The 13414-nt window shown below is 74.0% G+C and carries 14 protein-coding genes; 1 reads left to right on the top strand and 13 read right to left on the bottom strand.

Going from position 1 to position 13414, the window contains the following annotated elements:
- Nucleotides 1-29 precede the first annotated feature (29 nt).
- Nucleotides 30-1415, bottom strand: a complete 1386-nt coding sequence (locus ACQP00_RS17470) for a GH1 family beta-glucosidase (RefSeq protein ID WP_433220260.1) — start codon at nucleotides 1413-1415, stop codon at nucleotides 30-32.
- Nucleotides 1416-1507: 92 nt separating this feature from the next.
- On the opposite strand from ACQP00_RS17470, the gene ACQP00_RS17465 reads away from it, so the two are divergent.
- A complete protein-coding gene (locus ACQP00_RS17465) occupies nucleotides 1508-3415 on the top strand; it encodes a HAMP domain-containing protein (protein ID WP_433220258.1) in 1908 nt (635 codons plus the stop codon).
- On the opposite strand, the gene ACQP00_RS17460 is transcribed toward ACQP00_RS17465, so the two are convergent.
- The 12 genes from ACQP00_RS17460 to ACQP00_RS17405 all read right to left on the bottom strand — a co-directional run bounded on the left by ACQP00_RS17460 (nucleotide 3374) and on the right by ACQP00_RS17405 (nucleotide 13327).
- Nucleotides 3374-4306 (bottom strand): HAAS signaling domain-containing protein, encoded by a 933-nt coding sequence (locus ACQP00_RS17460; RefSeq protein WP_433220257.1) that lies wholly within the window; start codon nucleotides 4304-4306, stop codon nucleotides 3374-3376. The two genes, ACQP00_RS17465 and ACQP00_RS17460, sit on opposite strands and share 42 nt — an antisense overlap.
- Nucleotides 4303-4647, bottom strand: a complete 345-nt coding sequence (locus ACQP00_RS17455; protein WP_433220255.1) for a PadR family transcriptional regulator — start codon at nucleotides 4645-4647, stop codon at nucleotides 4303-4305. The genes ACQP00_RS17460 and ACQP00_RS17455 overlap by 4 nt, the downstream gene beginning before the upstream one ends.
- Before the next feature lie 36 nt (nucleotides 4648-4683).
- The gene (crcB, locus tag ACQP00_RS17450) at nucleotides 4684-5046 is read right to left on the bottom strand and encodes a fluoride efflux transporter CrcB (RefSeq protein ID WP_433220253.1); all 363 of its coding nucleotides are present in this window, start codon (nucleotides 5044-5046) and stop codon (nucleotides 4684-4686) included.
- Complete coding sequence (locus tag ACQP00_RS17445; RefSeq protein ID WP_433220251.1) at nucleotides 5043-5492, bottom strand: fluoride efflux transporter FluC; 450 nt, start codon at nucleotides 5490-5492, stop codon at nucleotides 5043-5045. Before ACQP00_RS17445 ends, crcB begins: the two co-directional genes overlap by 4 nt.
- 85 nt (nucleotides 5493-5577) lie before the next feature.
- Nucleotides 5578-6609, bottom strand: coding sequence for an MSMEG_0565 family glycosyltransferase (locus tag ACQP00_RS17440; protein ID WP_433220249.1), 1032 nt, complete (start codon nucleotides 6607-6609; stop codon nucleotides 5578-5580).
- Entirely contained in the window at nucleotides 6606-7427 is an 822-nt protein-coding gene (locus ACQP00_RS17435) for a carbon-nitrogen hydrolase family protein (protein ID WP_433220247.1), read from the bottom strand. The genes ACQP00_RS17440 and ACQP00_RS17435 overlap by 4 nt, the downstream gene beginning before the upstream one ends.
- Nucleotides 7424-8257 carry a carbon-nitrogen hydrolase family protein gene (locus ACQP00_RS17430; protein ID WP_433220245.1) on the bottom strand — a complete coding sequence of 278 codons (834 nt, stop codon included), beginning with the start codon at nucleotides 8255-8257 and terminating at the stop codon, nucleotides 7424-7426. The genes ACQP00_RS17435 and ACQP00_RS17430 overlap by 4 nt, the downstream gene beginning before the upstream one ends.
- Nucleotides 8254-9627: an MSMEG_0567/sll0787 family protein gene (locus ACQP00_RS17425; RefSeq protein ID WP_433220243.1), complete on the bottom strand. Its 1374-nt coding sequence runs from the start codon at nucleotides 9625-9627 to the stop codon at nucleotides 8254-8256. The genes ACQP00_RS17430 and ACQP00_RS17425 overlap by 4 nt, the downstream gene beginning before the upstream one ends.
- On the bottom strand, nucleotides 9624-10676 hold the full coding sequence (locus ACQP00_RS17420; protein WP_433220241.1) for an MSMEG_0568 family radical SAM protein: 1053 nt from the start codon (nucleotides 10674-10676) through the stop codon (nucleotides 9624-9626). Before ACQP00_RS17420 ends, ACQP00_RS17425 begins: the two co-directional genes overlap by 4 nt.
- 1 nt (nucleotide 10677) lies before the next feature.
- Entirely contained in the window at nucleotides 10678-11190 is a 513-nt protein-coding gene (locus tag ACQP00_RS17415) for an MSMEG_0572/Sll0783 family nitrogen starvation response protein (protein WP_433220239.1), read from the bottom strand.
- A gap of 32 nt (nucleotides 11191-11222) precedes the next feature.
- Nucleotides 11223-12032, bottom strand: a complete 810-nt coding sequence (locus tag ACQP00_RS17410) for an amidohydrolase family protein (protein ID WP_433220237.1) — start codon at nucleotides 12030-12032, stop codon at nucleotides 11223-11225.
- The gene (locus tag ACQP00_RS17405) at nucleotides 12029-13327 is read right to left on the bottom strand and encodes an MSMEG_0569 family flavin-dependent oxidoreductase (RefSeq protein WP_433220235.1); all 1299 of its coding nucleotides are present in this window, start codon (nucleotides 13325-13327) and stop codon (nucleotides 12029-12031) included. The genes ACQP00_RS17410 and ACQP00_RS17405 overlap by 4 nt, the downstream gene beginning before the upstream one ends.
- Nucleotides 13328-13414 lie beyond the last annotated feature (87 nt).

Raw genomic sequence — 13414 nt, 5'->3', positions numbered from 1 at the left:
TTAGTTGACACGATGCGCACGGGCAACGGTCAGGCGTCGATGGCGTTGCCGGCGATGACCTTCTTGTACCAGTCGGCGCTGGCCTTGTGGGTGCGGCGTTGTGAGGCGAAGTCGACGTTCACCAGGCCCCAGCGCTGGGTGTACCCCTCCGCCCATTCGAAGTTGTCCATCAGCGACCAGACGTGGAAACTCTCCAGCTTCACGTTCGACTGGATCGCGCGGTGGGCGGCCGCGAAGTGGTTGCGCAGGAACGTGATCCGGTCGTCGTCGCGCAGCGGGTTCGTGGTGGCCATGCCGTTCTCGGTCACCGTCAGCGGGACGTCGCCGTAGTCGCGTTTGATGCGGGTCAGCAGGTCGTACAGGCCGTCGGGGGAGATTTCCTGCCACGTGGCCTGGGACGTGGGGTGGACGAAGACTCTGGCGCCCGTACCGGTGACGTGGGTTGTTCCGTAGTAGTTGACCCCCAGCACGTCGTTCTGGGCGCTGATGACGGCCAGGTCGCCGCCCCGGATCGCCTTGCGGATCGGGGCGTCCGGGGCCTGGGACGCCAGCCAGTCCTGGGGGTAGCGGCCCTTGAACAGCGGGTCCAGCCAGCGGCGGTTCTCCTCGCCGTCCGATACCGCGGCCTGGTGGGCGGCCGCGGCCGAAGCATCGGCCGGGTACGTCGGGGACAGGCTCAGGGCCGCGCCGATGCGGGACTTCGACGTGGTGGCGCGCAGGGCCTGCACCGCGAGGCCGTGGCCCAGCAGCAGGTGGTGGCCGACGACGTTGGCCAGGTTGCGGTCGCGCTTGCCGGGGGCGTGCGTTCCCGCGGTGTACCCGACGTCGACCACGGTCTTCGGCTCGTTCAGCGTCAGCCAGGTCGGGACGCGGTCGCCCAGGGCCTTGAACATCACGGCGGCGTAGTCGGCGAACCACTTGGCGCAGTCGCGGTTCTCCCAGCCGCCGCCCTGGTCCTGCAGGGCCTGCGGGGTGTCCCAGTGGAACAGGGTGACGACCGGGGCGATGTCGCGCTCCAGCAGGCCGTCGACCAGGCGCTGGTAGAAGTCCAGGCCCTTGGCGTTCACGGTGCCGCGGCCGGTGGGCAGGACGCGGGGCCAGGAGACCGAGAAGCGGTACGACTGCAGGCCCAGATCCCGCATCAGGTCGAGGTCCTGGACGTAGCGGTGGTAGTGGTCGGCGGCCACGTCGCCGGTGTCCCCGTTGCGGATGCGGCCGGGCTGGTGGGCGAAGACGTCCCAGACCGAGGGGCCACGGCCGTCGTCCCGCGCCGCGCCCTCGATCTGGTATGCCGACGTTGCGGCGCCCCAGGCGAAGGACGAGGGGAAGGCCGTGCGCGGGGAGTCGAGCAGGCCCCGGGTGGAGACGGCGACGGTACCGGCGGCGGAGAGCTGCAAGAGGTGGCGGCGACGCATGCGGCGAACCTAGCTCGCCCCGTACATACCTACAAGAATCGCCCCAATCACCTCGTATCCGGGGAAGTCAGACGCTTATGCAAGGGGGACTCATGGCCCGGCTCGTCGGCGGGTTGCTGCTGTACCTGCTGGCGATGGGCGGGGTGGCCACCGTCGTGCTCGCCGCCGTCGCCGAGCAGCGGACGGCGGACAGGTACACGGCGCGGGCCGAGTGGCTCGACGAGGCGGCCGGCGGGGTGGAGCAGATGCTGCTGGACCTCGACCGCACCGAGCGGGGCTATCTCGTCACCCACGACGAGCGGATGCTGGCGGACTGGGCGCAGCAGCGGGACCGGCTCACCGGCGGGATCACCGTGCTGCACGGGCACATGCGCGACCCGGCCCAGGCCGAGCAGATCCGCACGCTCACCCGCGACAGCGACGCCTACCTGCGCGACCACGCGGCGCACCGGACGGACCCGGCCGCCGTGCGGGAGGGTGACCGGACCGTCGCCCACCTGCGGGCCGAGCTCGACGGGCTGGCCAATGCGGACAAGGACCGGGCGGCCGAGCACGAGCACGACGCCCGCTCGCTCGCCCGGGTCGCGGCGGTGGCGGTGGTCGCCGGCACCGTGGCGTCCGTCGTGGTGGGGGCGGGCCTCATCGCGTACCTCCACCGCTCCGTCGTCCGCCCCGTCCGGCGGGCCGCGGCGATGGCGGGCCGGCTCGCCGACGGCGACCTGGACGCCAGCGTGCCGGAGGACGGGGCCGGCGAGGTCGGCCGCCTGTCCCGGGTGTTCAACACGATGAGCGGCTCGATGCGGCACAGCGTCGCCCAGCTGATGCGGTACGGCCGCATGCAGGCCTCCCTCCGCCGGATCGCCACCGGGATCGCCCAGGGTGCCCGCCCCGCCGAGACCCTGAACGCGGTCGCGGCCGAACTGGGCCGGCTCGTCGGCACCGACGAGGTGCACATCGTGCGATACGACGACGGCGGGACCGGTCGCGCGGCCGTGCGGGCGGACCGGGTGCCGCGGGGCACGGTGGTCGCCGCCTGGGGCACCGGCCACGTCGGCCTGCCGGTCGGCGCGACCATCCCGCTCGACGGCGACAGCGTCACGGCCCGGGTGCGGCGCACCGGCCGGGCCGCCCGGATGGACGACTACGCGGGCGTCGACGGCTCGCTCGCCCATCACCTGCACGCGCATCACGCCCGGGCCGCCGTCGGGGCGCCGGTGCGGGTCGACGGGCGGCTGTGGGGGGTGGTCGCGGCCACCGTGACCAGCGACCGGCCGCTGCCGCCCGACGCCGAGCAGCGGCTGGCCGACTCGACCGAGCTCATCGCGACCACGATCGCCACCGCGCAGGCGCGCGCGGACCTGTCGCGCTCCCGGGCCCGGGTGGTGGTCGCGGCCGACCAGGCCCGCCGGCAGATCGAGCGGAACCTGCACGACGGGGTCCAGCAGCACCTGGTGACGATCGCGATGGGGCTGCGGGCGACCGAGGAGGAGGTCCCGGCCGAGCTGCCGCGGGTGCGCCGCGGGCTGTCGACCGCCATCGAGCGGCTCACCGCGGTGCTCGACGACCTGCGGGAGATCTCCCGCGGCATCCACCCGCCGATCCTCACCGACAGCGGGCTGGGCCCGGCGCTCAAGGCCCTGGCCCGCCGCTGCCACCTGCCGGTGGAGCTGCGCATCGACCTGCCCGGGCGGCTGCCGGAGCCGGTGGAGGTGGCGGCGTACTACGTCGCCGCCGAGTCCTTCGCCAACGCGGCGAAGCACGCCGACGCGGAGCTGGTGCAGGCCGAGGCGCGGGTGGAGGGCGACCGGCTGCAGCTGTCGGTGCGCGACAACGGCGCCGGCGGGGCCGACCAGGCGCGCGGCTCGGGCCTGGTCGGCCTGACCGACCGCGTCCAGGCCCTGGGCGGCGCCATCACGATCACCAGCCCGCCGGGCGCCGGCACCAAGGTCGCCGCCGAATTACCCCTGGACCTCGCCGCCGCCCCGCCCACCGTGGTGTGAGGCCGCGAGGGCATGGGTGACACTCAGGCGGCGGACCCGCAGGCCGAGGTCGATCAGCGCACCGAGCACGGTCAGGGCGCACGCCTCCCGCATCAGCTCGTCCGTCGGGCCCGCGGTGAAGATCGGGGTGGCGATGATCCACGTCAGGCCGGCCGCGAGCGCCAGGCTGTACACGAGATCGGCGGTCTGCAGCGGTGCCCGCCAGCGGCCCAGCCAGGCGAGCACGATCTGCAGCGCGATGCCGCTGAGCAGCAGCGTCAGGAGCACCGGCCCGCGGTACCGCAGAAACGCCGGATCGTAGGCGAACGCGTCGTAGGCCGCCTGCGCCGCGCGTCCCCCGGTGACGATGCGCAGTGCGGCGGCGGGATCGAGGAGAACGACGGTACCCAAAAGATAGAAAGCCACGGCGAAGAGCCGGCCGGTGCGGTTGATCCGGTCGGTCGGCAGCGGACGGGGCCGCCAGCGCGCGGGATGCCGGCGGCGCCACCACGACCTGGCCGCGAACACCGCGAACAGCATCCCCAGCCAGGCGAACACGACCGGCCAGGCGTCGTCGGCGGCGCCGCGGAAGTCGCGGACCGGCTTGATCAGCTCACCCAGGAACGCGCCCAGCTGGATGATCACGGTGCCGCCCGCGGCCAGGGTGAGGAAGCGGCGGGTGTCCACGGGATCGATCAGGGCGACGGGGGTACCGTACCGGGCCGCCACCTCCGCCGGATGCCCGAACCGGCGCAGCAGGTCCGGCACGTCCGCCGCGTCGCCGGCCTCCTCGTGCAGCAGGGCCCGCAGCTCCAGGGCCACATCGTGGCGCTGGCCGCGCGGCAGGAGCGCGACGACGTCGGCGACGTAGCGTTCAATCAGGTCTTCGGTGGTCATGGCTTCGGTGGTCATGACGACGCTCCGCTCTCCAGCAGTTGCCCCATCGCATCGTTGAGCCCGCGCCAGGAGCCGGTCAGCCGCTCGTACAGCGTCAGCCCCTCGGCGCTGAGCTTGTAGTACCGCCGCGGCTTGCCCTCCGCGGTCCGCCACTCGCTGCTCAGCACGCCCTGCGCCTCCAACCGGCGCAGCAGCGGGTACAGCGTGCCCTCCTCGATCGGCAGGCCGCGCTCGCCGAGCGACTGGCGCAGCTCGTAGCCGTAGCGCAGCTCGCGCAGCTGGGAGAGCACCGCGAGCACGACGACGCCCCGGCGCAGCTCCTGCTCGAGCTTCTCGTAGACGTCCCCGCTTACCATGCGCCACACAGTACCATGCGGCACACAGCACGGAAACTACCCGGCGAACGCCGACGCCAGCAGGAACCCGAGCGCGGCGGCGCACAGCCCGGCCAGCAGGGAGGCGAGCACGTTCATCGCCGCGGCGAACCGGGCGCCGGTCCGGGCCAGCCGCAGCGTCTCGTAGCTGAACGTGGAGTACGTGGTCAGCGCCCCGCAGAAGCCGGTGCCGAGCAGCGCGCTCCAGAAAGCGGAAGCGGGCAGCCCGGCGAGCAGGCCCAGCAGCAGCGAGCCGAACACGTTGACGGTCAGCGTGCCCCAAGGGAACGCCGAGTCGTGCTTCGACTGTACGAAGCGGTCGGTCAGGTACCGCGCCGGTGCCCCGACCGCCGCCCCGAGCGCGATCAGCAGCAGCGTCACCGCGCCACCCGCCGGACCACGGCGGAGGTGAGCGCGCTGCCGGTCCACACGGCCAGGAGCGCGCCGACGAGGGTCGCGGCGAGATAGCCGAGCGCGGTCCAGGGCGCACCGGCCACCGCGGTCTGGTGGACGTCGACGACGTAGGTGGAGAACGTGGTGTACCCGCCGAGGATCCCGACCCCGGCGAACGGTCGCAGCAGCGGCCTGCCGGTCACCACCTCGGTGACGACGACCATGAGCGCGCCGATGAGCAGGCAGCCCGTCACGTTGATGACGAACGTCGACCACGGGAAGCCGCCGGGCGCGTGCGGCCAGGCCAGCGCGACGCCGTAGCGGGACAGGGCGCCGATGGCGCCGCCGGCCGAGATGGCGCCGAGCACGGGCCACGGGCTGGGGCGCAGCTCGGCCCGCTGGGCCGGCACATGGAGATCGACATCGGGGTCCACGGACACTCCTCCCGGTTGGCATGGGAGGGACCGTTGGCGTCGTCGCGGTTCACCCTGAGGGTCGGCGGGCCCCACCGCCGTGTGCTCAGTTTAGCGTCTCGTACAGCGCCAGGTGCCGCCGGGCCGCCGCCTCCCAGGTGTAGCCGAACGGCAGCGCCGAGCGGACCGGGCCGCCGCGGACCGCCTCGACCAGCGCCGCGCCCAGCGTCGCCGGGTCGTGGCCGTAGCGCACGGCGGCGCCGAACACCTCGCGCAGGACGGGCAGGTCGCGCACCACCACGGGCACCCCGGCGGCCAGGGCCTCCAGCGCGGCCAGCCCGAACCCCTCCTTGGTCGACGGGAACGCGAACGCGGCCGCCCCGGCGACCAGCGGCGGCAGCTCGTCGTGCGGGATCGGGCCGAGGACCTCCGGCACCACGCCGAGCGCGGCGGCGCGCTCCTCCCACGCGGCGCGGTAGTCGCGGTAGTCGAACAGCGTCTCGCCGCCCGCGATCACCAGCTTGAGCTCCGGCAGCGCCCGGCGGGCGGCGGCATACGCGGCCAGCAGGTCGATGGAGCCCTTGCGCGGCTCGATGCCGCCGACCGAGAGCACGTACCGGTCCGTGCGGGACGGGGTGGCGGCGGCGAAGCGGGCCGCGTCGACGCCGTTGGGGATGACGGTGGCGGCTAGGCCCCAGCCGGCCCGCAGCTCCGCGGCGACCGCGGCCGAGACGGTGACGTGCGCGTAGGGCCGGACGATCGCCCGCTCGTGACACGCGGCCAGCTCGGGGGTGGTGAACTGGTCGAGGTGGTGGACCGTGCGCACGCAGCGGTCGGCGGCGTTGGCGCTGATGCAGTCCTGGGCGTGCACGATGTCGTAGTCGCCGGGCCGGAACGCGTCCCGCAGCAGCGCGATCGACCGCAGGATGCGCGCGCCGACCGGCTCGCCGGGGACGTCGGGGAACGGCACGAGCTCCTGCCGTACACCCGGGGCGACTGGACGGAAGAATCCCCCGCCGCGGGCGAGGGTCCACACCGTCACCTCGGCCCCGGCGGCGGCGAGGGCCTCGGCCAGGGCGAGGGTGTGCACGACGCCGCCGCGGGGGCGGGTGGAGTAGGTCAGCAGCGCGATCCTCACCGCTTGTAGACCTCCGGCCGCAGCTCGTCGAGGTGGCGCAGGACCCGGCGGGCGTTCGCGATCTCGCCGGCCACGTCCAGCTCGGCGACGGCCAGCCCGGCCTTGGCCCAGGTGCGGGCGAGGATGTTGCCGGCCGGGCCGACGACCTTGGCCTGGCCGAGGAAGCGCATCCCGCCCGCGGCGCCGGTCTGGTTGGAGGAGACCACGACGATCTGGTTCTCCGCGGCGCGGGCGCAGTCGTAGAGGTCGAACAGGCGGGACTGGCGGTCCTGGGAGAGCTTCGGGGCGGCGTTGGTGATGCTGGCCGGCCAGGCGGAGAGGCAGGCGACGATCTGGGCCCCGTCGAGGGCGAGGGTGCGCGCCGACTCGGGGAAGGTCTTGTCGTAGTCGATGAGCATGCCGATCCGCCCGACGGGGGTGTCGAAGGCGGCGAAGGCGTCCCCGGCGCGGTACGCGATGTGCTCGGCCGCCGGCAGGTGCACCTTGCGATGCCGGCCGAGCACGCCGTCGCCGGTGAGGCACACCGCGGCGTTGTAGCGCTCCTCGCCGTCGGCCTCGCAGAACCCGACGCACACCACCATCTCCCGGGCCATGGCGGCGACCTGCTCGAAGATCGGGTCGTCGGGCTTGAGCGCGGGCGGCAGCGCCTCCGGGTCGGGCCGGCGCAGGTCGGCCAGGTAGCCACCGATCGCCGCGTCCGGGAGCACGAGCAGGTGCGCGCCCTCGGCCCGGGCGTCGGCGATGAGCTTGCCGATGCGGCCGAGGTCGTGGTCGAGGTCGCGGCCGAAATGGGCCGCGGCGGCGGCGATGCGGGTCACTGGCTCATCACGGGGGCACGGTACGCGTCCGGCCGCCGGTCCCGCAGGTGAGCCATCGACCGGCGGGCGGCCGCGAGGGCGCCGGCGACGTCGATGTCGGCGATCGCCATGCCGGCCGCGACGCCGGTCGTGGCCAGCACGTCCCCGCCCGGATCGACCACCTTCGCGCTGCACACGAACCGCAGCGACCCGAACCGCCCGGCCTGGTTCGCCGACAGCCACACCACCTGGTTCTCCAGCGCCCGGGCCCGGTCGAACAGGTCGAAGCGCCGCGTCCAGCGGTCCTCGGCCAGGTCGTCGGGCGCGTTGGTGCGGCTGCCCGGCCAGGCCGACACGCACACGATGATCTCCGCGCCGTCCAGGGCCAGGTCCCGGGCCGACTCCGGGAACGCCTTGTCGTAGCAGATCAGCAGCCCGAGCCGGCCGACCGGGGTGTCGAACGCGGTGAACGAGTCGCCGGAGTCGTAGCTGGCGTTCTCGCGCAGCGGCTGGTGCACCTTGCGGTGGTTGCCGAGCACGCGCCCGCCGCCGACGCACACGACGCTGTTGAACCGGGTCCCGTCGCCGCCGTCCTCGCAATACCCGGCGCACACCACCAGGTCCCCGGCGATGGCCGTCAGCCGCGCGATCTCCGGCCCGTCCAGGCGCAGCGCGGGCGGCTGGTCGGCGCCGCCGTCGAGGTGCGCGAGATAGCCGCCCAGACAAGCCTCAGGCAGAGCCAGCAGGTGTACTCCCTGTGCCCGCGCCGCCCCCGCCAGTTCCTCGACGCGCGCGAAATCGGCCTCCAGGTCCCGGTCGAACGCCGCCGCCACGGCCGCCATCCGAATCATGCCGCTCTCCCCATTCCCGTGACTCCACTGTGGACGGCCTCGGTCAGCTCCCCGTCGGGCCAGCGCAGCCGTACCCCGCTGCCGGGCACCAGCTCCCCGCACGCCGCCGTCACCGCCGGCCCGGCCGGTGCGGCTGGGCTGTCCCTTGTGGACTGCGTCGTCAGCATCGCGAAGCCGGGGAAGCAGGTCAGCCAGTCGCCCATGGTCGCGCCGGCCGGTCCGGGCACGGCGGCCACGTCGAGGACCGCACCGCAGCCGCTCGCCTCGGCCAGCATGCCGAGCGTCCCGGCGATCCCGGCCATCGACACGTCCTTGGCCGCGGCCGGGCGGGCCGCCGCCACGTAGCCGAGCATGGCCCGCAACTCCTCGCCCGTGCGCCGGCTGGTCGAGTCCCACTGCCGGCCGTGGTACCCGGGCCGCCAGTCCCCGCCGAGGTCCACCGTCAGCCGCACGGTCTGCCCGGGCCGTCCCCCGCCGCCGGGCACCGGGTGGGCCGCCCGCCCGATCGCCGTGGCGGCCAGCGCGGCCGGCACGCCGAGCTGGGTGTGGCCGCCGAGGATCGGCACCCCGTAGGCGTCCGCGGCCCGGCGCAGCCCGGCGAGGGTGCGCCCGACCGCCGCCGCGTCCCGGCCGGCGACCGTGTTGAGCAGCCCGACCGGGGTGGCCCCCATCGCGCTGAGGTCGTTGACGTTGACCAGGACCGCGCACCAGCCGGCCCAGTCCGGGTCGCGCTCCACCATGGACGGCAGGATCGCGTCGCAGGCGGCGATCAGGTCCGAGCCGGGCACGGGCGCGCCGTCGTCGCCGACGAAGCCGGCCCCGCCGGGCCGCAGCCCGTGCAGCAGTCCGCCGAGGGGCGCCTTGGTCGCGGCCGCGAGCGCGGCGATCCGCCCGATCGGCCACCGCATGAGCGTGTGCGGGCGCCCGGCCACGGTGACCGGCCGCACGGGGTGCCAGCCGAGCCGTTCGAACATCCGCTGCCACCGGGTCTGCACGGTCGCGTCGAACCGCAGCGCACCGTGGCGCTCGGCGTGCGCACAGGCCGCGCGGATGAGCGCGGGTCCGATCCGCTGCGCGCCGCGCACGCTCGCGTCGACGGCCAGGCGGCCCCCGACCCACCAGCCGATGTCCGGCCCGTCGGCGGCCGGCCCCAACCGGACCCCGCCGAGCAGCGCACCGTCCGGGCTGCGCGCTTCGAGCACGATCGTGCGCGGATCGTCGTCGCGGTCGTCCCGGTCCGAGCGAACGAACAGCCGCTGTTCGTCGACGAACACTCGGGTGCGCAACCGGGCGTGGTCGCGCACGTCGTCCGCCTCACGAATGAGCAGCGCCGGTGGCGCCCCGAGCAGCGCCGGCACGAGATCGGTCATGCGCCGGCCGCCTGCAGCACACCGCACGCCCCGCACGCCGCGCAGCCGGCCTTCTGGTCCGCGCCGAGCATGCCCGCCGCGCGCAGCAACCCGGCCACCCGCGCGGTCACCTCGCGCACGAGCGACGGTGCCGGGCCGGGCACCCCGTCGCGGCGGGCAAGCGTGCCGAGCATGGGCCGGAAGGGCACCACGAACGGATACACGCCGCGCCCGATCAGCCGTGCACAACCGGCCACGAGCTCGTCCGGGTCCTCGCCCAGGCCGATGAGCAGGTAGGTCGACACCTGGTTGCGGCCGAACACCGCGACCGCGCGGTCCCAGGCGGCCTCGTACTCGGCCATCGGCACCGCGCCCTTGCCCGGCATCCACCGCCGCCGCACCTCGTCGTCCAGCGACTCGGCGTGGATGCCGATCGACACCGCGCCGGCCGCCCACAGCTCGTCGATCGCGGCCAGGTCGCGGGGCGGCTCGATCTGCACCTGGATCGGCAGCCCGGGCACGGCTTCGAGCACCGCGCGCACGGCCTTGACCAGATTGCGGGCGCCGCGGTCCGGGCCGGCCGTGGTGCCGGTGGTCATCACCATCTGCCGGACGCCGTCGAGCCGGACCGCGGCCTCGGCCACCTCGGCGAGCTGGGCCGGGGTCTTCACCGCGGTCGTCGCGCCCGATCGCAGCGACTCCTCGATCGTGCAGAACCGGCAGCGTTCCCGCTCCGCGTAGCGGATGCAGGTCTGCACCACGGTCGTGGCCAGGACGTCGCGGCCGTGCAGGCGGGCGATCTGCTCGTACCGCACGCCGTCCGCCGTGACCAGGTCGTAGAACCGTGGCCGGTGCACCACGTCGAGCGACAGGCCGGTGTCGGCCTCGCCGAGCCAGACCCGGTTGCCGCGGACCTCGTAGGGGCTCGCCGGGTCGATCGGCAGCGCCGCGTTGCGCCCGTCGATGACCACGTGGCCGTCGTCGCTGGGGCCGGCCCCGGCCGGGCGGCGCACGGGGACTGTCGCCCGCACGCCGCGCACGGCCAGGTCGGAACGCACGTCGAGGGACATGTCAGAACATGTACGTCGAATTGATGATCGCGCCCTTGCGCGCGTAGTGGATGAGCGCGTCCTGCACGTCCAGCGGATGCGTCGGGATGACCCCCTCGATGAGGTCCTCCTCGCGGGCGCCGTGCAGGGACAGGCCGAAGCGGCAGCAGTACACCTTGCCGCCCTCGGCGATGAAGGTCTTCAGCGAGTTGTTGATGTTGTGCTCGCCCGGGAAGGCGGAGTTGCCGGTCGTCGGGAAGCCGCGGGTGGCCAGGCAGTTGAGCGAGCCCGGGCCGTAGAAGTAGATGGCCGACTCGAAGCCCTTGCGCAGCGCGCGGGTGGCCTGCAGCACGGCGACGAAGCTGACCGAGGACTCGTGCGCGATGCCGTGCACGAGCGTGAAGTAGCTCTGCCCCTCCTCGGCCTGGTAGTCGGGGAACACCTTGGTGCCGCCGTAGATGCTGGAGCCCTCGGCGAGCGCCGGGTGCGGGATCTCGTTGAGGCTCTTCTCTTCGAGCTCGGTCAGGTCGGGCATGTCGTGTTCTCCTTCAGCCGTAGCGCTTGTTCTCAGCCGTAGAGCTTGTCGAAGTTGGATTGGAAGACGAGGTCGGACAGTTCCGTGCCGGCGACGGCCGCGCGGAGCCGGGCGTGCTCGCCCGCGTGGTCGCCCCACGGCTCGTCGCTGGCGAACAGCACCCGGTCGTGGCCGAGGCCGCGCCGGTCGATCTCGGCGGCGAGCCAGCGCGGGGTGAACCCGATGGCCCAGGACAGGTCGGTGTAGACCCGCTTGCCGGCCGCGATCCAGTCGAAGAAGCGGCCACCCACGAGCTTGATGTGGCCGCTCATGCCGCCGCCGAAGTGCACCAGGTGGATCCGCACGTCGTCGCCGTACCGCTCGACGAGCTCGCCCACCCGGTCGATGTCGGACGCCGCACCGGGCGAGGTGTGCACGTGGACGACGAGGTCGTGGGCGCGGGCGGCGGCGAAGACCGGCTCCAGCCCGGCGTCGCCGGTGCTGCCGCCGAGCAGGAAGCTGAGCTTGAGCGCGCGGACCCCGGGCTCGGCGGCGAGGGTGAGCGCACGGGCGGTACGAGCGGCGTCACTGTCCTTCGCGGACACCCACAGTCCACATCGGATCCGCTCGTCCCGCTGGGCCGCCTCGACCACGAGCTCGTTGAACCCGAAGGCGACGTCGGGGTCGGGGACGCCGTAGTTGGGCAGCACCAGGGCGCGCTCGGTGCCCTCCCGGTCGAGGTCGGCGAGGAGCTCGTCGATGGTGGCGCGGGCGGTGGTGTCGGGGTTGACCGGCGGGCCGCCGTAGAACGGGTAGGCCGGCAGCACGCCCAGGTGCCGGTGCGCGTCGTGGATGCCCTTCACGCGGCCCATTCCAGGTCCGGGTAGGTCTCGGTGGGGGTGCCGGCGAGCCAGCTGACGCCCTCGGTGATCTGGCGGCGGCGGGTGGCCGTGATCCGGTCGGCGAGGTACTGCGCGTCGCGGGCCACGCCGGCGAACCGGCCCGAGCCCCACGTGTGCTGCCAGGGCAGGCCCAGGAAGTACAGGCCGGGACAGCTGGTGACGCCGCGCTCGTGGGTCGGGTAGCCGCGCCCGTCGAAGACCGGGACCTCGATCCAGCGGTGGTCGCGGTGGAAGCCGGTGCTCCACACGACGGCCGCGATCCCGTCGAGGCGCAGCTCGGCGTCCGTCTCTTGTGGACGCCAGACCGGCGTGTACCGCGGCTCGTCCGGCGCCTCGAGCCCGGTCCGCGCGATGTAGGCGTCGATGGCGTCCTTGATGCCCTCCGCGACCGCGTCCGCGTGGTCGAGGTTGGCCGCGAGGTCGTCGGCGAACGTCGCGCGGTCGCGCTCGACGGTGCGCAGCCGGCCGTACAGTCGCATGCCTTCCAGCGCGAAGCGCCGCAGGTCGATGTCGCGCCCGCCGTCGCGGCCGGTCATGTAGTGGTTCGCGCGGACCCGCACCTCGTCGGCGTCGCCGAACTCGTCGACGCCCCGGTCGTAGTGGCCCATCGCGTCGAGCCAGGCGAGGGTGTCCCGCCCGCGGTAGCGCCGGGCCGCGCGGGGTGCCCCGCCGACGGCCAGGTGCACGGGCCGCCCGGCGAGGTGCAGATCCTCGGCGATCTGGCAGCCGGACTGGCCGGTCCCGACGACGAGGACCGCACCTTCGGGCAGCTGCTCCGGGTTGCGGTACTGCGAGGAGTGCAGCTGCGCGATGTGCGCCGGCAGCCGTTCGGCGATCCGCGGCACGGCCGGGCGGTGGTACGGCCCGGTCGCCACCACGACCTGGTCCGCGGTGCACCGGCCGGCGCTCGTGCGCAGCTCGAACAGGCCCGCCGGGGTGCGCCGCAGCCGCTGCACGGCGACGCCCTCGCGCAGCGGCGGGTCGAAGCTGGCCGCGTACTTCTCCAGGAACGTCACCACCTCGGGCCCGGCCATGAAGCCGTCCGGGTCGTCCCCGGCGTAGGCGAATCCCGGCAGGCGGCACTGCCAGTTCGGCGTGACCAGGCAGAACGAGGACCAGCGGCGCTCCCGCCACTCGTGGCCGACCCGCTCCCGCTCGAACACGACGTGGTCGACGCCGAGCCGGCGCAGGTGCCAGCTCATCGCGAGGCCCGCCTGTCCCCCGCCGATGATCGCGACCGCCACGTGCTCGCCCATGCCGCCATCCCTTCACCGGGCCATCCGCCCAGGTGGGGCGGTTGGTGATGGCGGTCAGTCAAGGAATCGCGCGTTTCGGCGAGGTTT

The sequence above is a fragment of the Dactylosporangium sp. CS-047395 genome, from assembly GCF_050942185.1.
In the GTDB taxonomy this organism is placed as follows: domain Bacteria; phylum Actinomycetota; class Actinomycetes; order Mycobacteriales; family Micromonosporaceae; genus Dactylosporangium.
The sequence above is the reverse complement of the archived record's forward strand: the minus strand, read 5'-3'. Positions and strand labels throughout refer to the sequence as shown.